This window comes from Salegentibacter sp. UBA1130 (assembly GCF_002311535.1).
Taxonomy (GTDB): Bacteria; Bacteroidota; Bacteroidia; order Flavobacteriales; family Flavobacteriaceae; genus Salegentibacter; species Salegentibacter agarivorans.
In genome coordinates this window covers 20,155-45,052 of the sequence record NZ_DCAP01000027.1, presented here as the reverse complement: position 1 = coordinate 45,052, position 24,898 = coordinate 20,155, and the positions used below count along the sequence as shown (strand labels likewise).

Here is a 24,898-nt window from a genome sequence, read left to right as displayed (position 1 = left end):
ATAATTAGCCCTTTTTATTAAAATCTATTCCTACTTTTGTAGAAATACCAAACTTATGGAATACGTTATACGCGAAGCTAAGCGGGAAGATATGCCCGCGGTTTTGGAACTTATTAAAGAACTTGCTTCTTACGAGGGTGCAGCAGATGAGGTTCAAATTCACGTAAGTGATTTGGAACATGAGGGTTTTGATGAAGCCAATTTTAAATGTTTTGTCGCAGATGTAAAAGGTAAAATTGAAGGGATGGCGCTGGTTTATTTTAGGTTTTCTACCTGGAAAGGCCGTACCGTTCACCTGGAAGATCTAATTGTTAGAGAAAGTATGCGGGGCACAGGTCTTGGCGGTGCTCTTTATAAAAGAGTCGTAAAATATGGCCACGAAAATAGCGTTAAAAGAGTAGAGTGGGTAGTTTCTGAAGGGAACAAAAATGCCCAGGAATTCTATGAAAATACGGGAGCAGACATCAAGAAAAACTGGTACACCGTGCATATGGATGAAACCGGAATTCAGAAAAACATCGATTAAATTTTTATGAAGGTTTTTAAGTTTGGAGGCGCATCGGTAAAAGATGCGGCAGGAGTAAAAAATGTTCAAAATGTATTAGAGAAAACCGGTAACGGCCCTAAAGTGATCGTGATTTCGGCGATGGGAAAAACCACCAATGCGCTGGAAATTGTTATTAAAGATTATCTTTTTGAAAAGCAAATTCCCGAAAGCCTACAAGCGGTTGAAGATGCACATTTTGAGATAATAAACGAACTTTTTGCGGAAATTAAATCCCCGGTTTTCAATAAAATAAATACACTTTTTACTGAACTTAGAAATTTTCTTCAGCATAATAAGTCTGAGCAGTACGACTTTGTTTACGACCAGGTAATATGCTATGGTGAGTTGGTTTCTACTACCATAGTTAGTGAATATCTCAATTCCCAAAACATAGCAAATAACTGGCTTGATGCGAGGCATCTTGTTAAAACCGATAGTGTTTACCGGGATGCCGGTGTAAATTGGGAAGATACCCACGAAGCAATTCAAACCAATCTAAATATAAGCCAGGTAAATATTACGCAGGGCTTTATTGGTTCAGATCCCAATAACTTTACCACCACGCTTGGTAGAGAAGGTAGTGATTATACCGCGGCAATTTTCGCTTATTGCTTAAATGCTGAAAATGTAACTATTTGGAAGGATGTTCCCGGAGTTTTAAATGCCGATCCTCGAGAATTTCAAAACCCGGAGTTACTTCAGCAAATTTCTTATGAAGAAGCTATTGAATTAGCATTTTATGGAGCGTCGGTAATTCACCCAAAAACTTTACAACCACTTCAACAAAAAGAAATTCCGCTTTTTGTAAAACCCTTTTTAAATCCCGAAAGCGAAGGTACCAAAGTTGGAAAAGGGCAACTTATTTTTCCTGAAATTCCTTGTTTTATCGTTAAAAAAGACCTGGTTTTAATTTCACTTTCCACACTGGATTTTTCCTTTATGGTAGAAGAAAATATCAGTGAGGTTTTCAGGCTTTTTCATCAATATCAAATGAAGGTAGATTTAATTCAAAATTCTGCGATTAGTTTTTCGGTTTGTGTAGACAATAAATTTAACCTGTTAGAAAAATTAATTCAGCATTTAAAAGCCAGGTTTAAAGTGAGTTTTGTGCCAGGAGTTTCCCTTTTTACCATTCGGCATTTTAACGATGAAGCGATTAAAAGCCTTGAAAAAGATAAAGAAATACTGCTAAAACAGCTTACCCATAACACGCTTCAAATTGTAACCCGAAACTAAATTTATATGGGAATTGTAAGTGCCAGGGAAGTTGCCAAAGTAATGAACCTCCAAAAACTAGGTCTGTTTGGAACCTCAATAGGTTGGTTAATTCTTCGAACTACTAAACTTTCCAGGTTAAATAAAGAATACCAGAAAAGAAAAAACTTAAATGGAATTGATTTTATTGATTCAATTTTAGAAGGTTTTGAAATAGATTTTGAAATTCCCGAGAAAGATTTAAAAAGAATTCCCAAATCTGGTGCATTTATTACCATTTCTAATCATCCTCTTGGCGGAATTGATGGAATGATTTTAATGAAATTATTACTACACCAGCGCCCCGATTATAAGGTAATTGCTAATTTTCTTTTGCATCGTTTAGACCCGTTACGGCCTTATATTATGCCGGTGAATCCTTTTGAAGACCATAAGGATGCAAAGTCTAGTTTAGGCGGAATTAAAGAAGCGATTTCTCATTTAAAAGAAGGCCACGCCCTGGGTATGTTTCCGGCAGGCGAAGTTTCTACCTATAAAGACGAGAAACTTATTGTAGACAAGCCCTGGGAACCTGCTGCAATGAAACTTATTCAAAAGGCAAAAGTTCCGGTTGTCCCTATTTATTTCCACGCTAAAAATTCCACTTTTTTCTATAAGTTGGCTTCTATGAGCGATATTTTGCGTACCGCCAAACTTCCCAGCGAAATGCTTACCCAAAAAAGAAGAAAAATTAAGGTGAGAATTGGTAATCCCATTTTGGTAGAAGACCAATTAGAACATTCAAATTTAGAAGCTTTCACTGCATTTTTACGTCGGAAAACCTATATGCTGGCCAACGTTTTTGAAAAGAAAAAACTTTTTGAGAAAATACCCAAACACCTAAAACTTCCAAAATCTCCCAAAAAAATTGCAGCAGAAACGGCGCAGGCACTTATGGAAATAGAGGTAGAAAACTGCCGCCAAATGGACAAGCGGTTACTCTCCAGTAAGAATTACGAAGTTTTCCTTGCAAAAAAAGAGGTGATTCCGCATATCGTAGCCGAGCTTGGAAGGTTACGGGAAATAACTTTTAGGGCAATTGGTGAAGGCACCAACAATGCTACCGACCTTGATAAATTTGACGAATATTATTACCACTTGTTTTTATGGGATAATGAAGCCAAAAAGGTAGCCGGTGCTTACCGTATGGGTATGGGAAATGAAATTTATGCCCGGCACGGGATTGATGGGTTTTACCTACAGGAATTATTTAGGTTTGAGCCAGAATTGCATAAAATGATGAGCCAGTCTATAGAAATGGGTCGCGCATTTATCATTAAAGAATATCAGCAAAAACCAATGCCGCTCTTTTTACTTTGGAAAGGGATTGTACATTGTACCCTACGTTTTCCCGAGCATAAATACCTTATTGGTGGCGTGAGCATTAGTAATAAATTCTCAAATTTCTCTAAATCTTTAATGATCGAGTTTATGAAATCTCATTATTTCGATCCAAATGTGGCGCAATATATTAAACCGAAAAAAGAGTTTAAAGTAAAACTAAAAGACGCCGATAAAGATCTTGTTTTTGACGCCAGCGATGCCGATCTCAATAAATTCGATAAAATTATTGATGAAATTGAGCCAGAAAATATGCGTTTACCGGTTTTAATTAAAAAATACATTAAACAGAATGCAAAAGTAGTAGCCTTTAATGTAGACCCACTTTTTAATAATGCGGTAGATGGATTAATGTATATAAAAATTGAAGATTTACCTGAAAGCACCGTAAAGCCGGTGATGGAAGAGTTTCAGAAAGAACTGGAAGAAAAATTTAATTCAATACATTAAGCTGTTAATTTCATGTTATTCTGAAGCATTCATTATGAAGGTTTTTAATTCATCCTTATCTTCAAACTGATTAAAATTTAAAGAAAAAATGGAAAAGATATTGATAGCCGGTTCTACCGGACAAACAGGAAAAAGGGTTATTGAAATTTTAAATAATACCGAAAATTTTAAGCCAATCGCAATGATTCGTAAAGAGGAACAGAAGCAAATCTTTGACGATATGGATGTTGAAAGCGTGATGGCAGACCTTGAAGGTGATATAGAACACGCTTTTAAAGGAATTGACCGGGTAATTTTTGCAGCAGGTTCTGGTGGTAGCACCGGCCCTGACAAAACCACGGCGGTAGACCAGGACGGTGCTAAAAAAATGGTTGATGCTGCTAAGAAATTCAACGTAAAAAAATTCATCATGCTTAGCGCGATGGGAACCGATAAGCCGGAAGAAGGTGGAGACCTTGAACATTACCTGAGAGCCAAAAAAGAAGCCGATGATTATTTAGTAGATAGCGGAATTGTTTATACTATCGTTAGACCAGGTGCTTTGACTGATGATATGGGGCTTGCCAAGGTAAAATTAGACTTAAAACTGAATGAACGTGGAGAAATTTCACGTGATGATGTTGCCTTTTTACTGGTGATGTGCCTTGCCGATCCTTTAGGAAAAAATATGGCATTCGAGGCGCTGGAAGGAGAAGAATCTATTAAATCTGCTCTTATTGAATTGAGCCAGAATAATTAATAAAGAGATCAAATTATAAAATGCTGTTTGATAATTTCAAATATTAGATCCCCGATCCAAAACCGGGGCAGGCTCTGAAACAAGTTCAGGATGACGTTTAAATTACAAACAGCATTTTTTGTTTTATAGATTATCATTCACAAATTTTTCACACCAGGCTTTAATTTCATTCCTGGTGGTTTTAAAAGTCTTCTGAACTTCTTCTTCAGAACCTTCTACTTTTGAAGGATCTTTAAAATTCTGATGTAATCTCACTGCATTTTCCGAAGGAATAAACGGGCAATTCTCGTTCGCGTGATCGCAAACGGTAATGATAAAATCAAAATCTATAGCAGCATATTCATCTACGTGGTTGCTGGTATGGCTAGAAATATCTATTCCATCCTGCTTCATAATGGCTACAGCTTGTTGATTTAACCCATGGGTTTCAATTCCTGCGCTGTAAATTGTAGCCCTCTCTTTGGCAAAATGCTTTAAATATCCATGCGCCATCTGGCTTCTACAAGAATTTCCGGTACAAAGTACGAGTACGTTCTTCATATTAGGTTTTTTAGCAGCAACCACCACCGGGTGCACATGCGTTAGCACTTTCCATTGCCGGCTCTGCAACACCGCAGGTTTCTTTCGCCTTGCAATCGGTTGGATTTACGTCTAATTTCATTAATAAATTTCCATTTTTAATACTAAAGCCGGTTACGAATAATTGAGCGGTGTGAAAATTTGCATTGCTGTATTCAAACTTTACCTCAGCGTCTATATCGTACGCTTTCATTTGGCCAACTTTATCTAAAATAGATAAAGCTTTGGAAACTTGCATAAATTCGGTTTTTCCAATTTCTTCCGGACTTTCCCATAACTGAATAATAGTTTCGTTCCAGGCATCGGTTCCCGCGCCACAGTCTACCGAGTCTATCTTTAGGTGTTTTACTTCGGTAATATGATAATTTGCTCCAACCAATAAGTTGGGTGCGTACTCAAACAACAGGGGTTTTTCCTGATGTTGTCTCAACAAATCGAATAGTTCTGATGTTTTCATAATTTTAATATTTGTATATCGCAATATTACGATTAATAAGAATTAGAAAAAAGAAGAATCAAATATTATTTCTGTTTATACTTAAAAAAGAATGTTTTAGCTTAGAGAAAAGCTTTATCGTTAGGTTCCCAAAGCTCTATTTTATTTCCTTCCAAATCCATAATCCAGCCGAATTTCCCTTCTTCTACTTTTTGAATTTCATCCATAACTTCTACACCTTCGGCTTTTAAAGTTTCCAGCAATTCTTCAAGGTTTTCCACGCGGTAATTCATCATAAAATCTTTTTCTGAAGGTTTAAAATGATTGGTATTTTCTTTAAACGGACTCCATTGAGTAGAACATTTGTTTCCGTTTTCGTCCAGCCACCAAAATGTGCAACCCCATTGGTCTGTATTTAAACCAAGGTGCTTGCTGTACCATTCTTTTACCGCATTCGGATCTTTGGTTTTAAAGAAAACTCCACCAATTCCTGTAACCCTTTTATCCATTTTTCTGAATTAATTTTCCTGAAAATACGATAATTCGGTAGAAATAATTGCACTACGATCAATTACTAAAACAAGTTACAGATTGCCGCGTCTGCTATCACTTCCTAGCAATGACGAAAAATCATAAAGAATCCCACAGGTCTCGGAGTCCTGTGAGGTTTATTCTAAATATTTAGAAAAAATTACTTTTCTTCTCCTCTTCCGAATTTATCTATGATCTTACCGGCGATTACACTGGCCAGGCGCTTGTGAGATTCTAAGGTCCAACCGGCAACGTGGGGGCTCAAAATCACGTTATTCAAAAACATAAGTTCACGCATAGCATCTGGAATTTGATTTTCTATACTTAACGAAACGTTCTTTTTATTAGAAAAAAGACTTTCAAATGACGCTTTTTCGTATTCCAGAACATCAAGCCCTGCACCAAGTACACGGCCGTCTTTTAAAGCATCTACAAGATCTGCCGTAACTACATTTTTTCCGCGGGCAGTATTTATAAACCAGAATGGTTTTTTATAAGCATCAATAAATTCTTTATTTACCATTTGGTCAGTCTCGGGCGTCCAGGGCGTATGCAAACTTACTACATCACATTTCTCCCTAAATTCTTCTAAAGAGACCTGACGGACATTTTCATCGCCTACACCCTCTTTAATATCGTAACAGATTACCTCAACTTCAAATCCGCGTAATTTTTTAGCAAAAGCCTTTCCCATATTTCCGTAGCCTACTATTCCCACAGTTTTTCCGTCTAATTCCAAGCCACGGTTTTCTTCACGGTGCCAGAGACCATCGCGTACTTCCCTATCAGCCTTATTTAACCTATTAAAAAGCGAAAGAAGCATTCCTAAAGTGTGTTCGCCTACAGCGTTTCGGTTTCCTTCAGGTGCAGAAAATAAAGTGATTCCGTGTGCTTCAGCATATTCTACATCAATATTTTCCAGCCCGGCGCCTACCCTTGCGATAAATTTTAAATTTGGTGCGGCGTCAATAAATTCTTTGTCTATAGTGTATCGACTTCTAATAACGATCCCATCGTAGAGATGTTGATTTTCCAGCGTTTCTTCCCGAGATTGGGTAAAGCCTTCAATATTTTGATGCCCGGCATCTTGTAATTGTTTGATTAAAGTTGGATGATTGGTATCTGAATGTAAGATAATCATTGCTCTAAATTGAGTTTTTAATTTTTATATATAACGCCCGCCGGGATTAAGCTCAAAACTGGCTTATCCGCATTATAAATAAAATTAAGTTAGAAAAAATGGATTTTGAAATGAAGGCGGTTTCATTTGTTTACTCACTAAGTGAGGTTTTATGAGGCTGTGTGAAAATTTTACATCAGGCTGAACTTGTTTCAGCTTCTAACATGCTAGATCCTGAAACAAGTTCAGGATGACAATTCAAACAACCTAATTTAGTTTTCAAATTAATTCCCCAGATTTATTCAAGGGAACTTTCATTACGAAAAACCAAAGTTAAAGAATGATTTTTAAAACTTAAAGCCTGAAGCCTGTTAGTTAAAAACCAAGTACTAATTTAGAAATATAGAAGAAGAGAAAAATTCCGAAGATATCATTGCTGGTTGTGATAAAAGGACCGGTAGCAATCGCGGGATCAATACCTTGTTTATTTAAAATAATGGGTACAAAAGTTCCCACCAGTGCGGCCACAATAATTACCGAAAGTAAAGATGCAGCTATGGTAATGCTCACCAATTGGTCCTGCCCAACAATTAACCCAAATAAAATAACCAGGATTCCTAATGCAACTCCATTTATTAAACTAAGGCCTACTTCCTTTATTAAACGCTGTAATAAGCTACCCCGTAAATTATCATTTGCAAGTCCCTGAACAATAATCGCGCTAGATTGTACACCAACATTTCCAGCCATCGCGGCAATTAAAGGAGTGAAAAAGAATAAAATTGGAAATTGCTCCAGGGCTTCTTCAAAACCTTTCATAATGTAAACACTACCCAAACCTCCAAAAAGTCCAAGAACCAACCAGGGTAATCGAGCCCTGGTAAGGCGCCATAAACTATCGTCGGCTTCTACAGATTCTGAAATACCGGAAGCCATTTGGTAATCTTTTTCGGCTTCTTCTTTAATAAAATCTACAATATCATCAATGGTAATTCTTCCCACTAAACGACCCATTTCATCTACCACGGGAATTGCTTCCAGGTCATATTTCTGCATTACCCGGGCCACTTCTTCGCCTTCGGTATGCACATTTACATAATCTACCTGCGGAATATAAACATCCTGGATATTCGCGTGACTTGGTGCGGTGAGTAAATCTTTAAGTGAAAGCCTGCCTTTAAGCTTATTTTTATCGTCTACAACGTAAATAGAATGTACCCTGGTAACATTTTCAGCCTGTTCGCGCATCTCGGTCATACAACCGGTCACACTCCAGTTTTCGTTAACTTTTACAAGTTCCTTAGCCATAAGTCCGCCGGCAGAATCTTCATCGTAACGCAGCAGTTCTACAATATTATCAGCGTGTTCCTCGTCTACGAGTTCGGCAATAACATTTTGCTGACGCTCGGGAGAAAGTTCAGAAATGATATCGGCAGCATCATCGGTATCCATTTCTTCAAGCTCTTCAGCAATTTCTTTTGCCGAAAGGGTATCAAGAATACGTTCCCGCACGCCTTCTTCCAGCTCCATTAATGCCTCGGCCGTTTTCTGGCTGTCCAGAAGCTTAACAATATAAGTAGCTTCTTCTAAAGAAAGTTCAGTTAAAATTTCAGCAATATCAGCGTGGTGCACATCTTCAAGGTGCAATAGCAATTCCTCGTTATTCTGCTGTTCTATGAGGAATTGTAATTTTTCTATTAACTCACTACTGATTTGAAACTGCATACGGCTCAATTTTAAGGGTCAAATCTATAAAATCCTGATAACCGAGTTGCTCAGGACGTTTGTCAAATATAGGATCTTCCCTTAAATTATCGGGTAAATTGAAAGTTTTTAAACTATTGCGCATCGTCTTTCTACGCTGCTGAAACGCTGTTTTTACTACCCTAAAAAATAATTTCTCGTTACAGGGCAGGCTAAAATCTTCTTTTCTTGTTAGACGCAAAACCCCACTCTCTACTTTGGGTGACGGGTTAAAGACTGAAGGCGGAACGGTAAATAAATATTCAGCTTCATAAAAAGCCTGAACCAATACCGAGAGAATTCCGTAGGTTTTATTGCCTTCTTTTTCGCAAATTCGCTTCGCGACTTCCTTTTGAAACATTCCAGAAAACTCAGGAATTTGGTGTTTTAATTCTAAAACTTTAAAAACAATTTGGGTTGAAATATTGTAGGGGAAATTACCAATAATCGCAAAAGCTTCGTCCCGAAAAGCAGTTGCTACATCATACTTCAAAAAATCGAATTGATGAATTCTATCTTCCAGTTGCGGATAATGCTCCTGCAGGTAAGCAACACTTTCGGTATCAATTTCTATTACGTGAACCTCAGCATCCTGTTTTAACAAATATTTGGTGAGAACGCCCATTCCGGGGCCAATTTCAAGCACTTTATTGTAACCTTTATAGGTAAGGGTTTCGGCTATTTGCTCAGCAACATTTTCATCGGTTAAAAAATGCTGCCCAAGATGCTTTTTTGCCCGTACTTCACCGTCTTCAGATTGTGAAGATCTGGCTCTTTTCTTATATTTTCCCATAAATTATTGCTCGCTAATTACCTGCATTTCGGTTCTAAAAGCAACAAACTTGCCTTCAAAAGCTTTACTTTTTCCTCTTAACCTTTCAGCATCTTCTTCATAATATTTATCAAGTTCAGCTTTACTTTCGGCGGTGTATTGCACCGAATACGTAATGCCACCCATAGCTTCAGTTACCATCACGCGGGTCATTAAAGCTTTTTTAAATTTTCCGGTATCCAGCATTTCGGGAATATGTTCTTCCTTCATCCATTTTACCCATTCATCGTGAATAGCTTCCTCAATATTTATAGTTACGTTATATATATACATCTTGATTTTTTAAGGGGTTTCTTCGTAATCTCCTCTTAACGCACGATATTTTTTGCGAGCTTCCACAAAATAAATACTATCGGCAAAATTAAAAATTATTTGTTCGTAATATTCTTTGGCTTTTTCAGGATTCTGCAACTCATTTGCATATAATTCGGCTAAATAATAATGAGCGTTATCGGCCAGAACATCAGCATTAAAACCTTTGATTATTGCGAGATAATTATTCTCAGCATTTCTCAGCTGGCCGGTTTCTTCAAATAGTTGAGCTTGTTTTAGCAAAGCTTCATCTTCAATTTTTTCTCCTTTATGAAGGTTTAAAATCTCACTTAAAAGTTCAATTGATTCAGAATTTTTCTCCTGAAAAGCGAGCAAATCAGCCCGGGCATATTTTTTAAGCGCGGTTTGGGTAGAATCTTCTATAGAATTGTCTTCAATAAGCAAACTAAGCTCCATTGCATCATTGGCAATAAGTTGCGACGTAGAAGATTTCAAAACATCCAACTGCTGTTTTGCCCAATTAAAATCCCCCTTAAAATAACTGGTTTTTGCCACTTTAAATCGGGCGTTTTGAGAGATTTGATCGTTTTTTACCAAATTTTGAACCTGGGAATAATAGATAAGCGCTTCGTTAAATTTCTCCTGAATCACCAAAATATCGGCCATTGCAATTTTTATCATCGCTTTATCAAAATCGCGATTTGCCTTATCTGAAACCTGTTTCAATAAAGCGATAGCTTCTTCTTTTTTATTTTGCTTAAAGGCAAGGAAATTTGTGAAATCAAGTTGTAAATTCAGCGTGTTTAGTCCGGTGCCAAATTGTTCTAATAATTCAGTATATCTCTTTTCTATTTCAGAATAATTTTCCTTTTTTTCATTTTCTACCCGCATTTTTAATAAAAACTGGTTACCCTGTAACACGATATTTTCTGAAGGTGCTTCTTCTATTACGTATTCAACAATTTCTTTAGCGGCTTCAAAACCTGAAGCTTCCCGAGCCATAACCGCAAGATTTAAAATACTTTGTAAACTTTTATCACTACGCCTGTATATTGCTTTTTCCTGAGAAAAAGCCTTCAAAAATTCCTCTTCCTGTGTGAAAAGCCAGCTCAGCATTTCGTTATAAAGTAGGCTGGGATCTTTTTGCAGCTTAGTGAGCAACAACCTTCTAAAAATTGTATTGGCTTCACTTGAAGCATCTGCTGAGATATACTTACCGAATTCTCGATTGGCGATCGGGAAAAAATCGGGATTTGCATCTACAAGTTCCAGGTAATTCTCAAACATAAGTTCGGTTTTACCCTGCTCCCCATATATTCTTGCAAGTTGCATATTAAAGTTTAGCTCATTATTTAGTTGCATTGCCTTTTCATAGGTTGCTGCAGCATTTTCAAGCAAACTGTATTTCTGAAAAGTTCTGGCTATGGAATAGGCGTAATTAGGACGAGCATCTACCGCGCTTAAGGCTTCTGCATAGAATTGCTCCGCTCTTTCGGTGTTCTGCTGAAGTTCATAATTATGCCCCAATTCTATTAAAAGCGTTGGATTATTTGCCGAATTATTTAATTTATTTCGAAGTAATTCTTCAGCCCGGGAGAAATTCTCCAATTGCTGATGGCTTTCTACCAATCCGAAAAAATAAGAAGTATTCTGCGGATTTTCCTCAACTAATTTTTCATAGGTTTTCAGGGCTTTTTCAAATTCTCCCTGATCAAAAAAATTACGCGCCAAAACCTCAGACTGCGCGCTAGCACCTGAAATAGAGCAAAACAAAAATAATATAACAAAGGCCGCGCGCATCCCGTAAAGATAAGGATTTGCCCTGTGAATCAATATTTTTAAGCGCTTAATCTATAAGATCGAAACCAGTATACGGCACCAGGACATCGGGAACTTTAATTCCATCTTCTGTTTGGTAATTTTCAAGAATTCCGGCCAGGACACGAGGCAAGGCTAAAGCACTTCCGTTTAAGGTGTGCACCAACTCTTTTTTACCTTCTTTATTCTTATAGCGAAGTTTAAGTCGGTTAGCCTGGAAAGTCTCAAAATTTGAAACAGAGCTAATCTCCAACCAGCGATCTTGTGCGGTAGAAAACACTTCAAAATCGTAAGTTAACGCTGCTGTAAAACCAAGATCACCGCCGCAAAGTCTTAAAATTCGGTAAGGTAATTTTAGATCGGCCAGAATATCTTTAATATGCTCCACCATATTATCTAAAGCCGCATAAGAATCTTCAGGTTTTTCAATTCTTACCAGCTCCACTTTATCAAATTGGTGTAATCGGTTAAGTCCGCGAACGTGGGCGCCATACGAACCAGCTTCCCTTCTAAAACAAGGAGTATAACCGGTACAGGCAATTGGAAAATCTTTATCGGTTAACAAACGGTCGCGGTACATATTCGTCATAGGCACCTCGGCAGTTGGAATCATATAAAGATCATCAGCCGTGACATGGTACATTTGCCCTTCTTTATCCGGCAACTGTCCTGTTCCCAAACCAGACGCTTCGTTAATCATTAAAGGCAATTGATATTCGGTATAACCGGCATCAATAGCTTTATCTAAAAAATAAGTGATCAAAGCACGCTGTAAGCGTGCTCCTTTTCCTTTATAAACCGGAAATCCGGCGCCGGTTACTTTATTCCCCAGCTCAAAGTCTATAATATCGTATTTTTTGGCAAGTTCCCAGTGTGGCAATGAACCTTCTGCAAGTACCGGCACATCACCTTCCTTAAAAATCTCTTCGTTATCATCTTCGGAAGTTCCTGCGGGCACAGATTCGTGTGGTACGTTAGGAATAGTATAGAGTAAGGTTTCAAGTTTCAAGATTGTTTCTGAAAGTTCTTCAGAAAGCGCTTTAGAATCTTCTTTTAGATTCCCTGTTTTCTCTTTAATTAGGTTAGCTTTTTGATGTTCGCCATTTTTGAACATCATTCCAATTTCTTTGGAAAGCCGGTTAGATTCAGCTAAAATATCATCGAGTTTTACCTGGGTAGCACGACGTTTTTCGTCTAACTGTAAAACTTCTTCAAGAATACTTTCAGCCTCAAAATTTCGTTTTTTGAGTCCTTTAATAAATTCTTCTTTATTTTCCTTGATATTATTAACCTGTAACATAGCTTTCTATTTCCTAATTTGAAGCTGCAAATGTAACAAAACTAGAAAAGAAATTCACTTAAGGCTTAAAGCTAATCTGCATTTAAACTTTCCTTTTTTTCTTGTGCATTTAGATCATCAAGATCGTTTTGGTAAAATTCCCATTCGGGATCACCGGTGGCTTTCACCATTTTCAATGCTTTCTCATAATATTTTCTAGCTTCCTCAATGTTTCCAGCTTTCTCGTACGCCGCTCCCAAGTTCGAATAGGCATTAAATGAATCGGGATGATTGTCAGAATTTAATTTGAAGACCTTCACAGCCGCATCCGCAAAACCTTCCTTATTAAAGAAATTGTATCCCAAATTGTTCATAGCCCCCTCATCACTAATTCTGAAACCATATTCCCTGCACAGTTTAGCATAGTGATCCTGGATTTCTTCAATCATTTTCTGCAACCCATTTTCTGCGAAAATCACTTCTTTATTGTCCGGTAATTCATATTCCAAATCCTCGAAAATAAATTGCAGTCCGTTAAAAATTGATGGCAATCCAATACTACCGTGAGTTTGCTCAAACATAGGCTCAAATTTAAATTTTAGATCAACTTCTTTATCTTCTGAAATATAAGATTCAAGTTTTCCAGCAAGCTTATATACATTCCCCAACATTGTTCCTCCTTCGTTGGCTATAGTCAAATAAAACTTAGAATCTATCTCCTGATTATCTTTGATTACCTCATCTAATTCTTTATCTAATAAGTTATTGGTATACCATAAACTCGGACTAATAGTTAGGTAGGCATTAAAAAGATTGGGTTTTTTGAAGAAACAATAAGTATTAAGAAGTCCGCCCAAGGAATGTCCTACTAAAATATTATAGGGAGCCGCGCGATAGTTTTCTTCTACAAAAGGTTTTAATTCTTTCTCCATAAAATTGAGATAATTATCGGCTCCCCCGCGATTAGGTAATCTATTCATGTGATATTCGCTTAACCCGTGAGATGCAGGAGTAAGATCCCGAATTCGCCGGGTATTTAATATTCCAACAATAATCATTTCAGGAATAAGTTGATTAAGAACAAGATATTCTACTGTTCCCACCGCGTGCGTAAAGTTGTAATAACTATCCTGGAGATATAACACCGGATAGGTTTTTTCTCCCTTTATGTAACTTTCGGGCAAATAGATTTGCAGCTTTCTATTTTCATCTAATATTTCTGAATGAAAGCTTCGCGTTTCTCCTATTTGAATTTTCTGTTGAGCGTAAACTGAAAAATTAAATAAAATTAAGACTAGTAATAATTTAAATTTCATCGTTTGATTTTTAAACTCATCTAAGTTATTAATTCAAATGAGAAAAATCCTACAAATCCTCAATCTAATTTTGAAGGTAAAATCCAATCGTGGTGTTTAAAATGCTGCCATTCTTCTGCAGCGAGATCTACTTTTGGATCAATAAACGGCTCATAAGGACGTCCGTTGATACTTATCTTAGATTTTACAAACACTTGTACCTCTTTTCCTTTTTCAGCATAATCTGACTTAAGATGCTGCGCAAACTGCCACATCATATCAGGTTTAGCACTTACCGAACGAATTTGTTTTCGGCTTAAATAGCGTGCTTTATTCACATAAATCGTGTCTCTTTTTCCTTTCTCTACCACTTTAAAAGTGGTTTTTCCAGAGCGGGAGCGCAGCATCATTCTCCAACTCAAACGGTGGCCTTCTTCTGTCCATAACACATTATCCTGAAAAAACCAATGCCTAAGCGGTAAAGCGATTTGAACTACAAACCAAATAGAAAGCACTGTAATTAATGGTTTTCTATACGAGGGAATAATAATTTCTCCTTTATTATAATAAGGTTTTTTATTCCGAAGTATATACTTATTGCTCTTTTCTGAAGGAAAAAAGAACAGGCAAAAAGCCAACGATAAGTAAGGAAAGATCCCAATATGAAAAATAAAACTATTAAAAAGATGAAAGAAAATGGCAAGGATAAAAGCCGGCATTCTTGTTGGTTTCCATAAGAGCGCCGGGATAATTAATAAATCGAAGATTAAGCCGAAATAAGTTATTACATACCTAACCCATCCCTGCTGAAGAAATTCTCCCACCAGCCAGTAATCGGCTTTTCCACGCATTAGCATAGCCGGCAAAGTACCATCAAGCCAATCTGGATATAATTTTGCAATTGAAGCGTAAGTATAAACTATCCATAACTGTAGTACGATAAAAAGCCAAACCCATCGTGGCATGGCAATTTTTTTTAACGAGGGTTTTTTCCAGGCATCAAAAGATAAATAGCGGTGTGCGGGAAGAAAAACCATTATTCCGCATAAAAGCATCAATAAATAATAATGATTATTATAAGAAGATTTCTGCATTAGGTAAACTCCCGCCCACATAATGGTGTAGCAAAAAATACTGAAACGATATTTAAAGCCCAGCATTACAAAAATACCGAACAGCCCTAAAATTCCGTAGTAATATAACATTCCGTTTCCTGGCAGCGGTTGCAGGAATTCAAAACCTATAAAATTAAAAGTAAAGTCGGGCTCAATGAGAGTTCTGCGAATCCAACCGGTGAAAATTGCACCGATGGCTTCAATGGTAATAAGCAAGCCAAAAATAATTCGGAAAGCAATAAGCGCCGAATTATCTACCTGCTTAAAAAGCCATTTATTGAGCATAATTGTCTCTAATATATTGCCTTGAGAAAGCTTCGTCCTGTTTCATTGCGATTTTTAAAGCATTTACAGAATCAAATTTTTTCTCATCGCGAATCCTTACCAGCATTTCTATTTTTAGCTCGGTGCCATAAAGATCCCGGTCCAGGTTAAAGAAATAAGTTTCTATGGTTTGGTCTTTTCCTCCCACAGTGGGATTAGTGCCAATATTCATCATCCCAAAAAAGCGTTCTCCTTCAATTTTAGAACACACAACATACACCCCGTTTTTTGGAATTAACTTATAATCTTCTGCAATATTTAAATTAGCGGTAGGATAATTAAATTCTTTTCCCAATCCACGGCCTTTTACCACCTTTCCAGTTAAGCAAAAAGGAGATTGCATATAACTATTGGCCTTTTCTACCCGGCCTTCTAGAAGTGCATTTCTAATTTTTGTAGAACTTACTGCTACCTGATCTACTTCTTGCTTGGTGATCTCTTCTACATCAAAACCATATTCTTCACCAAACTGTTTTAAGGTATTTATATCTGCGGTACGATTTCTACCAAAACGATGATCGTAACCAATAATTACTTTTTTTGCTTTTAAACGATTTACCAGAATATCACGAACAAATTCCTGCGCGGTAAGTCTTGAAAATTGTTGGGTAAAAGGATGCACCACCAAATGATCTATCCCTGTTTTTTCAAGGATTTCGGTACGTTCTTCTATGGTATTTATAAGTTTTAACCCGCTTTCTTTTTGCAGAACCATTCTTGGATGCGGAAAAAAAGTAAAGATAACAGATTCAAGGTTTTCAATTTTAGCGGCATCTACCAGCCGTTTTATAATTTTTTGATGCCCGGCGTGAACCCCGTCAAAAGTACCGATGGTGACTACGGTTTGTTTTTCACCTTTAAAAGCATTTGCTCCTTTATGTATTTTCAAGGCCAACTTATTTTCCGTTAAATGAATTCATAGTATTTGAAACGCCTGCAGTGCCAAAAGATTTTACCAATTCGGCTGATTTCTGTAAACGTTCTGGCAATTCCTTTCGCTCTTCTTCTCCCCATTCTCCTAAAACATAATCTACCTGCTGACCTTTAGAAAACTCGTCACTAATCCCGAATCTAAACCTATTATATTTCGTGGTGTTTAAGGTGTTTTGAATGTCTTTTAAGCCATTATGACCACCATCACTACCTTTGGTTTTTAGCCGAATAGTACCAAATGCTAAATTTAGATCATCTGTAATCACCAATAAATTCTGTAATTCAATTTTCTCTTTTTGAAGCCAGTAGTTAACAGCCTTCCCGCTTAAATTCATATAAGTTGAAGGTTTTAGCATTATAAAGGTTCGGCCTTTAAACTTAAATGTAGCTATATCTCCTAATTTTTCTGTAGAAAAACTCACCTCTTCCTTTTCGGCTATATAATCTAAGATTTTGAATCCAATATTGTGACGGGTGTTCTCATACTTAGGACCTGGATTTCCCAGACCTACGATCAAAAATTTCTTCATGGGATCTTGTTCTTCTTCCTGGGGCTTTTTCTTACTGAGTATTTTTCCGAAGAAAGACAGCATAACAATTGTTTTGGTAAAGATAAAATTATTAGAATATCTAACTAAAAGTTTTTACCCGATAATCCAGATTTAAATGCTGAACTGGCTTCCCAGGTAGTTTGTTAAGGTTGATTTTGAAAAACTTTTAAAACAAAAAAAGCACCCCATTTGGGATGCTTTTAAATTTTTGTTGAAAAAAGAAAAGATTAATTATCTTCTCCTTCTTTAACTGCAGCAACATCATCTGTTTCAGTAGATGGTACTTCATCTGCTGGTACTTCGTCTTCATCTTCGTCGTCCTCAAGGGCAACAATGTTACGTGAAGTTCTAACCTGGCAAATTACTGTGTTATCTGGATGCTGAATCTCGTAAGACTCGTCTGCAACTGCAGTAACATAAAGTTTTTGACCAATTTTAAGTTTGGTTACATCTGCAGTAATATAATCTGGCAATTCGTTAGCCAAACCTCTTACTTTTAAACGACGTAGGTTATAACGTAAAACACCACCATTTTTAACCCCTCTCGCAACACCTTCGGTATGGATAGGAATTTCCATAGTGATTGGTTTATCATCACTAATCTGGTAGAAATCTACGTGCAATATAGCATCGGTAACCGGGTGGAATTGGATATCCTGAAGAATAGCGTTAAACTTCTCGCCGTCTTCAAACTTAATTTCCACTGTATGCACATCTGGGGTGTACACAAGGTTGTTAAACGAAATTTCTTCTGTTGCAAAGTGCAACGGCTTGGCATCTCCCCCGTATAATACGCAAGGAACCTGTCCAGCATTACGTAGGGCCTTCGTGGCTTTCTTTCCTACGCTTTCTCTTTTAGATCCGTTGATCGTAATTGATTTCATTGTTGAAAAATTTTAGGCTGCAAAAGTAGCGCTTTTTTCCTTTCTATAAAACCCTGACTTAAAATTCTTTAAAAAGAAAATTATAATTGAGAATTGAAGCTAAAAAACTGAATATTAACTATGAATAAAGGGTTTGATTACATAATAAATTTAGAACTAATAGATTCATTGTTATGAACCCTATTCATAACATCGGCAAAAAGATTGGCACAGCTTACAACCTTAATTTTTTTACTTTCTTGCTTTAGCGGAATAGAATCGGTCACAATTAATTCCATTAGTTTTGATTTTTCAATCTTTTCATAAGCTCCGCCAGAAAGTACCGGGTGGGTACAAATAGCTCGCACACTTTTTGCCCCGCGTTCCATCATTAAATCGGCAGCTTTAGTAAGTGTTCCGGCAGTATCTACCATATCGTCTACCAAAACCACATTTTTACCTTCTACGTTACCAATAAGCTCCATGTGCGAGATCACATTGGCTTTTGCTCTTTGTTTGTAACATATTACCACATCGCTCTCCAATGCTTTAGAGTATGCATAAGCTCGTTTAGACCCCCCCATATCTGGCGATGCAACTGTTAAATTATCTAATCCCAATTTCTTTAAATGCGGAAGAAAAACTGTGGAAGCGTAAAGGTGATCTACGGGCTTTTCGAAAAATCCCTGAATTTGATCGGCGTGCAAATCCATAGTTATAATTCTGGTGGCTCCTGCGGTTTCCAGGATACTGGCAATCATTTTGGCAGCAATTGGGACTCTGGGTTTGTCTTTTCTATCCTGACGTGCCCAACCAAAATATGGAAGCACCGCGGTAATATGTCTCGCCGAAGCTCTTTTTGCAGCATCAAGCATTAAAAGCATCTCCATTAAGTGGTCTGCGCCCGGGTGGGTAGAACCAATAATAAAAACTCGCGAACCGCGAACCGATTCTTCAAAAGAAGGCTGAAACTCGCCATCGCTATAAGTTGAAGTAATTACATTTCCTAATTTGGTGCCGTAAGCGGCCGCTATTTTTTCAGCTAAAGCTTTACTCTGGGTACAGGAAAAAATCTTAGCCTCTGGAATTACGTTGGGCATGTTGTGTTGTTTTTATGAATGTTGTTTGTTGTGCTGCAAATTTAGAAATTAATTCCTTTCACACCTCACGAATATGTTTAGACTGAAACTTTAAAATTGGAAAAAAAACATTTGGGGATGGGAAAAATTTTTTACTTTTGCCATCCACTTGCTCGAGTGGCGGAACTGGTAGACGCGCTGGATTCAAAATCCAGTAACTTCGGTTGTGCGGGTTCGATTCCCGCCTCGAGTACTTTTAACATATCAAATTCAATCAAAACCCCGTAAACTGCACTGTTTACGGGGTTTTTCTTTTTTATTGATATCAAATAATATCATTTGAATAGGTATTAAAAGTGTCCAATTAGGTGACCTTTTTGAATTTCAAAAATAGGTCACCGAATACCCTTTAACATGTTGATATAATGGTTTTTACAGCTATATTTTTTGGATTTTTTTCTTTAGATTTATCATTCAAAATATATCATTATGCAGAACTTATTATCAATTCTCTTCTATATCAAGAGAACTAAAACTGACAAACAAGGAAAAGTACCTATCTACATGAGAATTACCTATGATGGGAAAAGAGCTGAAGTTAGTACCATGAGAAAAGTAGAACTAAACAAATGGAATGCTAAAGCCAATTGTTTTAAAGGTCACTCGAGTGAAGCTAAATCAATAAACAGGCATCTGGATATTATGAAAAATCGGTTGTATAGTATATTTCAAAAACTTCAGAGTTCAGAAGAAAATATTACAGCAACTATATTAAAAGATGTTTTTATAGGTAACGACGATTCAAAAAAAGAAATTCTCAAAATCTTCGAGGATCATAACCTAAGAATGGAAAAACTGGTTGATAAAGATTATTCCTTTAGAACACTGCAACGCTACAAGACCACAAAAAAACATTTAACCAACTTTATATCATCTAGTTATAAAGCCGATGATTTTCGTGTAAAGGATATTGACATTAAATTCATCAATAGTTTTATGTATTATCTCAAAACAGAACTTAACCATTCTCATAATTCGGCATTAAAATATCTAGCCTATTTGAAAAAAATTGTTCGAATTGCAGTTGCTAATGGATGGCTGGAAAAGGATCCTTTTTATAATTTCAAGCAAAAGCGTCAGGTTATTGACCGAGAGTTCTTGACTAAAGAGGAAATCATTAGAATAATGGAAAAAACTTTTACCATCCAAAGAATGGAACAAGTTAGGGATGCATTTCTGTTTTCTTGTTATACTGGGTGTTCTTATTCCGATATTAAAAAGCTAACTAAACAGAACATTATTAAAGGAATTGATGGCAGCCAATGGTTAAAGTTTAAAAGAACAAAAACCAAATCCTTAAGCAGCGTTCCTCTTTTAACAGTGCCGGAAGAGCTTATTAAAAAATATGAGGACTTTGATAATCCTAAAGGAACTTTGTTACCGGTACTATCAAACCAAAAAACGAATAGTTATTTAAAAGAAATAGCTGATTTATGTGAAATTCAAAAAAAACTAACATTTCATGTTGCCAGGCATACCTTTGCCACCACCGTAACCCTTTCAAATGGAGTACCAATAGAAAGCGTAAGCAAAATGCTTGGGCATAGATCTATAAAAATTACTCAACACTACGCAAAAGTATTAGATGAAAAATTAAGCGAGGATATGAATAATTTAAAAAACCGAATGGCGGCTAGTGAAAATAAAAGTAAGCTTAAATAGCTAATTTTCTTCACACAACTGACTTCAATTTTCAATTTTCAATAATTCGTTCCGGGTAATCGGTAATAATTCCATCTACATTTAGTTCAATCATTTTTTTAATGGCTTTGGGCTCATTTACTGTCCACGGAATTAATTTCATTTCCATACTTTTAATAGAATCAACAAAAGCAGTGTCTTTTACCAATCCATAATGTGGGCTATAGATTTCTGGCTGGAAATCGAGTAAAGCCAGATTTTTTTCGATGCCCTCAGTATATATTAAATAGGCAGTTTCCACTTCAGGATAACTTTTATGAATTTCATTTAAAATGTTCACATCAAAAGATTGTAAATTCATCTTCTGCTCAATATTCTTAGTTTGGATTACTTCCATCACAAGATTCACGAATTCTTCCGGGGCTGGTTGATAATTACCATATTTATCTTCTGAACTTTTTAATTCAATATTATAGCTCACAGGCTTCAAATTATTTTCTGCTATATAAGTTTCTACAGAATCTATAGCTCCCGATAGTAAAGGCTTGTAGGTTTTTTGTTTTTGCTGATTTGGAAATAATCGATTCCCTTTAGAGCCCGAATCAAACTTTTTAATGCTATCGTAAGGCATCTTGTAAATATTAAAGCTTTCTTGTTTGTCTTCGGAAATACTATCTCCTGAAGGGGTCAGGACATAAAGTGAATGCATAAATGGCTCGTGAGACACCACTACTTTTTTATCTTTAGAAATAACCACATCCAGTTCAATAACATCAACGCCCTTTTTTACCGCGCTGATAAAGGCGGGAATAGTGTTTTCGGGAAAATTGCCCCTATCACCACGATGGCCCTGCACCTTTACCTGGAGCTCTTCTTCATTTTTCTGAATTTTCGCTCCTTCTTCCTGTTTATTTTTACAAGACAGGCTAATCAAAAGGAAGGAAAACAATACCGTTTTTATAATTTTCATATTCATGACTTTAAAAAAAGGCCCACCCGTAAAAATAGAGAACTGTGGGCAGGCCTTACAAACTAAACACTGGAATTAAAACTCAACTATTTAATAGGTTTTGCAATGCGATAGCTGTCGCTTGCCATATGTACTTTACCGAACATATCAGTAGCTTTTATTTCTATGGTATGTTTCCCGGTCTCAAGATCTGTTGGAATATTTCCGCGCCACAAATGTTCACTTTTAATAGGATTTGAAGACCTCCTACCCGGCATTAGTTCTTCGGTTAGGTCCCATTCATAAACCATTTCTACATAAGACGGATCATATTCTTCCATATACTGCATGTCCTTCCATTCCCCATTATCAATTCTATATAGAACTTTATTACCCTCGGTTCCCATAAAGAAATTCACAAAAATTCCTGCTTTAGTTCTTCTGCCCTTAGCAACTACCTTAGGCGCAAAAACTTCCATTTGATAGTTGGCTGGTTTACCTGCAACCTTATAATCTATGCTATACTCGTTTCCATTGAAATTTAAAAACGCATAACCTTTAGGAGTTCCATCTCTCATTGTTGAAATCGGAATATTATTTTCATCTAATTTTCCTGAATACCAGTCACCCGAAGTTGTACCAACATTATAATGATGGTGTGGTTCAGCCTGCATCCATCCCTCTTCCTTTCCAAAGAAATCCTGGCGTTGTATATGCGTATGGGCTGAAAGCGAAAGGGTGTTAGGAAAGTCTTTTAAAAGTTCAAAAAGCCTTTTCCTGTCTTCATCTCTGAAAGTATCTACACCATCTGGTTCACTTAAGGGAATATGCATAGCAAGAACTACTAAATGGTCTTTAGGCACATTCTTTAAGTCATTTTCTATAAATTGAAACTGGTCCTCTCTAAAACCTCCCCAATAACCTTTACCATCCCGAGGATCTGGATACAAGACATCATCTAAAACAAGAAAATGTACCTTTCCATAGTTAAAAGCATAATTGGCCGGGCCAAAATGTGCTTCATAAGTTTCATCAGAAAGTGTATCGTTTTCCACATCGAAATTGATATCGTGGTTTCCCAGTAAATTATACCAGGGTGTACCTACCCGCTTGACAGCTTTTATATAAGGATTAAAAAGATCAAGATCATTACCTACCAAATCACCGAGACTTAATCCGAAAGGTACATTCTCTATACCTTCTACCTCTGCTACGATACCATCTGCAAAATAATCGACTTCCTGTTGAGTATAAGGCTGTGGATCTCCAAAAATAAGCGCTGTAAATTTCTCCTTTTCCTGAAATGGAATTAAAGCAAAATCAACTGACTTGGGCAATTTCCCTGTCACCTCAACACCCTTAAATTTTAAATCAGGTGAACCTTTGGGTTTATGGATATAAAAAAACTGAGGAAGGTTATCTTCACCCCTACCAACTTTAAAGCCTGCAGGTTTAATTACTGAAATGATATCATCCTGTCCGACCAACAATTCATATTTCCCTTTAGCATTGGTCAACACCACATCACGACCATTGGAGAGGGCCACCTTTGCTATTCCTTTTTCCCGACCATCTTTTTTACCATTTTGGTTGCTATCTTCAAAAACATAGCCTGTGGATTTTTCTTGCGCTATAAGGTTTAAACCTAATAAAAAGCTTACTGTTAGTACAAATCCTATTTTCATATTTATAAATCCTTTCATTTTTAATTGTCCCACCAAACTTTGGTATTGATATTATCGCTACCTCCTAGCATATCTACAGCCTCCAGATAATTTTCCCGGTTATTTACCTGAATGTCTTGTGGATAAGTAAATCTAACAGGCATCATCGCATCATTGAGCATAGCTTCGGTTTTAGGAAGTTCTGGGAAACCGGTTCTTCTATACTCGAACCACTGCTGATAATCGGTAAAATAAAGTGCATAATATTTTTGCAGCATAATTCTTTCCAAACTGCCGTCATATTGTGCCAGTTCTGTATCATAATAATCCTCGGGCACTTGAGTTTCCATTTGCTCCATAGCGGCATTAACACCATTTAAATAATGGGTTTCTGCATCTCCTGTATATCCTCTCTGGGCAATCTCGGCTTTAATAAATTCCACCTCAGCATAGGTAAGTAAGAATATTTGCATAGGGTTTTCAACCTGTTCAATGTTGAAAGTAGAAGCATTAAATTCAAACTGAGATTCCGGGCCGGCATACGCACTAGGAATTCCTTTATAACCAATTGGATTATTATCTAAATCACTAGCCATAGTTGCAATTATAGGGCGCCTTGGGTCTTCCAGTTCATTTAGATTATCTATAAAAAATTCTGTTAGGTTTACACTTAACCTAAAATCCTGCGGTCTTCCCCAAGGAGACACATTGGGAGTGACACCTGTAACTTGTAGAATAGCAGATTCTTCGGTATTTTCAAAAACCGGATAGGTTTCAGGATTATTGATCATAGCAGTCAATTGCTGAAAAGCGCCAATTTCTTCCCGGTTGGAAATCCTTAAGAGTAGTCTCATACGCAAAGAATTGGTAAACTTTTGCCATTTACTCACATCATTTTGAAATAAGATATCCTCAGCATAGACCATTGCAGCTTCAGGGTTATAAAGTTCATTGGCACGTTCAAGATCGGCCAGGATAGTTTCATAAATAAAAGATTGAGCATCGAAAGCCGGGTAAAGATTTCCTTCTTCTCCCTTTACAGCCTCCGTCATTGGAACCGGACCAAAAATATCGGTAAGATTTGAATACACCCAGGCATTCAAAGTAAGCGCAATAGCTTCATAATTCACATCTCCTGCTTCTTCTGCCGCGATTCGCATTTCACTGATATTATTTAACCATCGGTAGTAATTATACCAGGAAGAATTTCCAATATTTGGACTTACGTCATAACGGTGTAAGCCTCCAGATACACTGGGAAACGGAAGCGAAACCTGCATCAGATCAAAAGTGATGCTGGCACTCCTATTAGCATTATGCGTAGCAAGGCCGTAAATAATCGGGTTGATAAGCGTCCCAGGACTTATCTCAGCAATACGGTTGGGATCTTCGTTTATCTCTTCAAAATTAGAAGTACAGGCAAATAGCAAAAAGCTAGCTATAACAATTACACTGAATGATTTTATACTTTTCATCTTCATT

General features: G+C 36.9%; 23 protein-coding genes and 1 tRNA gene. 6 read left to right on the top strand and 18 right to left on the bottom strand.

Going from position 1 to position 24,898, the window contains the following annotated elements:
- Positions 1-55: 55 nt before the first annotated feature.
- The 4 genes from B4F31_RS10345 to B4F31_RS10330 all read left to right on the top strand — a co-directional run bounded on the left by B4F31_RS10345 (position 56) and on the right by B4F31_RS10330 (position 4,331).
- Positions 56-526, top strand: coding sequence for a GNAT family N-acetyltransferase (locus B4F31_RS10345; protein WP_075325553.1), 471 nt, complete (start codon positions 56-58; stop codon positions 524-526).
- A 6-nt stretch (positions 527-532) separates the two neighbouring features.
- A complete protein-coding gene (locus B4F31_RS10340) occupies positions 533-1,783 on the top strand; it encodes an aspartate kinase (protein WP_075325552.1) in 1,251 nt (416 codons plus the stop codon).
- Positions 1,784-1,789: 6 nt separating this feature from the next.
- Entirely contained in the window at positions 1,790-3,592 is a 1,803-nt protein-coding gene (locus tag B4F31_RS10335) for a GNAT family N-acyltransferase (RefSeq protein WP_075325551.1), read from the top strand.
- Positions 3,593-3,680: 88 nt separating this feature from the next.
- Positions 3,681-4,331 carry an SDR family oxidoreductase gene (locus B4F31_RS10330; protein WP_286761269.1) on the top strand — a complete coding sequence of 217 codons (651 nt, stop codon included), beginning with the start codon at positions 3,681-3,683 and terminating at the stop codon, positions 4,329-4,331.
- Positions 4,332-4,454: 123 nt separating this feature from the next.
- Here B4F31_RS10330 and B4F31_RS10325 read toward each other — a convergent pair whose 3' ends face one another.
- The 15 genes from B4F31_RS10325 to B4F31_RS10255 form a co-directional block, all read right to left on the bottom strand.
- Positions 4,455-4,871, bottom strand: coding sequence for an arsenate reductase ArsC (locus tag B4F31_RS10325; RefSeq protein ID WP_075325549.1), 417 nt, complete (start codon positions 4,869-4,871; stop codon positions 4,455-4,457).
- 10 nt (positions 4,872-4,881) lie between these two features.
- Complete coding sequence (locus B4F31_RS10320; RefSeq protein ID WP_075325548.1) at positions 4,882-5,367, bottom strand: DUF6428 family protein; 486 nt, start codon at positions 5,365-5,367, stop codon at positions 4,882-4,884.
- 101 nt (positions 5,368-5,468) lie between these two features.
- On the bottom strand, positions 5,469-5,855 hold the full coding sequence (locus B4F31_RS10315; protein ID WP_075325547.1) for a VOC family protein: 387 nt from the start codon (positions 5,853-5,855) through the stop codon (positions 5,469-5,471).
- Positions 5,856-6,037: 182 nt separating this feature from the next.
- Positions 6,038-7,018: a 2-hydroxyacid dehydrogenase gene (locus tag B4F31_RS10310; RefSeq protein WP_286761268.1), complete on the bottom strand. Its 981-nt coding sequence runs from the start codon at positions 7,016-7,018 to the stop codon at positions 6,038-6,040.
- A 354-nt stretch (positions 7,019-7,372) separates the two neighbouring features.
- Positions 7,373-8,722 (bottom strand): magnesium transporter, encoded by a 1,350-nt coding sequence (gene mgtE / locus B4F31_RS10305; protein WP_093306133.1) that lies wholly within the window; start codon positions 8,720-8,722, stop codon positions 7,373-7,375.
- Positions 8,703-9,533 (bottom strand): 16S rRNA (adenine(1518)-N(6)/adenine(1519)-N(6))-dimethyltransferase RsmA, encoded by an 831-nt coding sequence (gene rsmA / locus B4F31_RS10300; protein WP_075325544.1) that lies wholly within the window; start codon positions 9,531-9,533, stop codon positions 8,703-8,705. The genes mgtE and rsmA overlap by 20 nt, the downstream gene beginning before the upstream one ends.
- Before the next feature lie 3 nt (positions 9,534-9,536).
- Complete coding sequence (locus tag B4F31_RS10295) at positions 9,537-9,845, bottom strand: DUF4286 family protein (protein WP_075325543.1); 309 nt, start codon at positions 9,843-9,845, stop codon at positions 9,537-9,539.
- 9 nt (positions 9,846-9,854) lie between these two features.
- Positions 9,855-11,678 (bottom strand): tetratricopeptide repeat protein, encoded by a 1,824-nt coding sequence (locus B4F31_RS10290; protein ID WP_349675926.1) that lies wholly within the window; start codon positions 11,676-11,678, stop codon positions 9,855-9,857.
- A gap of 13 nt (positions 11,679-11,691) precedes the next feature.
- The gene (gene serS, locus B4F31_RS10285; RefSeq protein ID WP_075325541.1) at positions 11,692-12,963 is read right to left on the bottom strand and encodes a serine--tRNA ligase; all 1,272 of its coding nucleotides are present in this window, start codon (positions 12,961-12,963) and stop codon (positions 11,692-11,694) included.
- 71 nt (positions 12,964-13,034) lie between these two features.
- A complete protein-coding gene (locus B4F31_RS10280) occupies positions 13,035-14,258 on the bottom strand; it encodes an alpha/beta hydrolase-fold protein (RefSeq protein ID WP_286761267.1) in 1,224 nt (407 codons plus the stop codon).
- A gap of 59 nt (positions 14,259-14,317) precedes the next feature.
- Positions 14,318-15,637, bottom strand: a complete 1,320-nt coding sequence (locus tag B4F31_RS10275) for an HTTM domain-containing protein (RefSeq protein WP_286761266.1) — start codon at positions 15,635-15,637, stop codon at positions 14,318-14,320.
- Entirely contained in the window at positions 15,627-16,565 is a 939-nt protein-coding gene (locus B4F31_RS10270) for a bifunctional riboflavin kinase/FAD synthetase (protein ID WP_093306139.1), read from the bottom strand. The genes B4F31_RS10275 and B4F31_RS10270 overlap by 11 nt, the downstream gene beginning before the upstream one ends.
- Positions 16,566-16,572: 7 nt before the next feature.
- A complete protein-coding gene (pth, locus tag B4F31_RS10265) occupies positions 16,573-17,202 on the bottom strand; it encodes an aminoacyl-tRNA hydrolase (RefSeq protein WP_057482765.1) in 630 nt (209 codons plus the stop codon).
- Between the two features lie 185 nt (positions 17,203-17,387).
- Positions 17,388-18,044 carry a 50S ribosomal protein L25/general stress protein Ctc gene (locus B4F31_RS10260; protein WP_075325537.1) on the bottom strand — a complete coding sequence of 219 codons (657 nt, stop codon included), beginning with the start codon at positions 18,042-18,044 and terminating at the stop codon, positions 17,388-17,390.
- 137 nt (positions 18,045-18,181) lie between these two features.
- Positions 18,182-19,123 (bottom strand): ribose-phosphate pyrophosphokinase, encoded by a 942-nt coding sequence (locus B4F31_RS10255; RefSeq protein ID WP_075325536.1) that lies wholly within the window; start codon positions 19,121-19,123, stop codon positions 18,182-18,184.
- Positions 19,124-19,273: 150 nt separating this feature from the next.
- Here B4F31_RS10255 and B4F31_RS10250 point away from each other — a divergent pair.
- Positions 19,274-19,355, top strand: a tRNA-Leu gene (locus B4F31_RS10250).
- A 236-nt stretch (positions 19,356-19,591) separates the two neighbouring features.
- On the top strand, positions 19,592-20,824 hold the full coding sequence (locus B4F31_RS10245; protein WP_286761265.1) for a site-specific integrase: 1,233 nt from the start codon (positions 19,592-19,594) through the stop codon (positions 20,822-20,824).
- Positions 20,825-20,855: 31 nt separating this feature from the next.
- Here the strand turns inward: B4F31_RS10245 and B4F31_RS10240 are convergent, their stop codons facing one another.
- The 3 genes from B4F31_RS10240 to B4F31_RS10230 all read right to left on the bottom strand — a co-directional run bounded on the left by B4F31_RS10240 (position 20,856) and on the right by B4F31_RS10230 (position 24,891).
- Positions 20,856-21,773: a glycerophosphodiester phosphodiesterase family protein gene (locus tag B4F31_RS10240; RefSeq protein ID WP_286761264.1), complete on the bottom strand. Its 918-nt coding sequence runs from the start codon at positions 21,771-21,773 to the stop codon at positions 20,856-20,858.
- 86 nt (positions 21,774-21,859) lie between these two features.
- The gene (locus B4F31_RS10235; RefSeq protein WP_286761263.1) at positions 21,860-23,437 is read right to left on the bottom strand and encodes a calcineurin-like phosphoesterase C-terminal domain-containing protein; all 1,578 of its coding nucleotides are present in this window, start codon (positions 23,435-23,437) and stop codon (positions 21,860-21,862) included.
- Positions 23,438-23,457: 20 nt separating this feature from the next.
- Positions 23,458-24,891: a SusD/RagB family nutrient-binding outer membrane lipoprotein gene (locus tag B4F31_RS10230; RefSeq protein ID WP_286761262.1), complete on the bottom strand. Its 1,434-nt coding sequence runs from the start codon at positions 24,889-24,891 to the stop codon at positions 23,458-23,460.
- Positions 24,892-24,898: the final 7 nt, after the last annotated feature.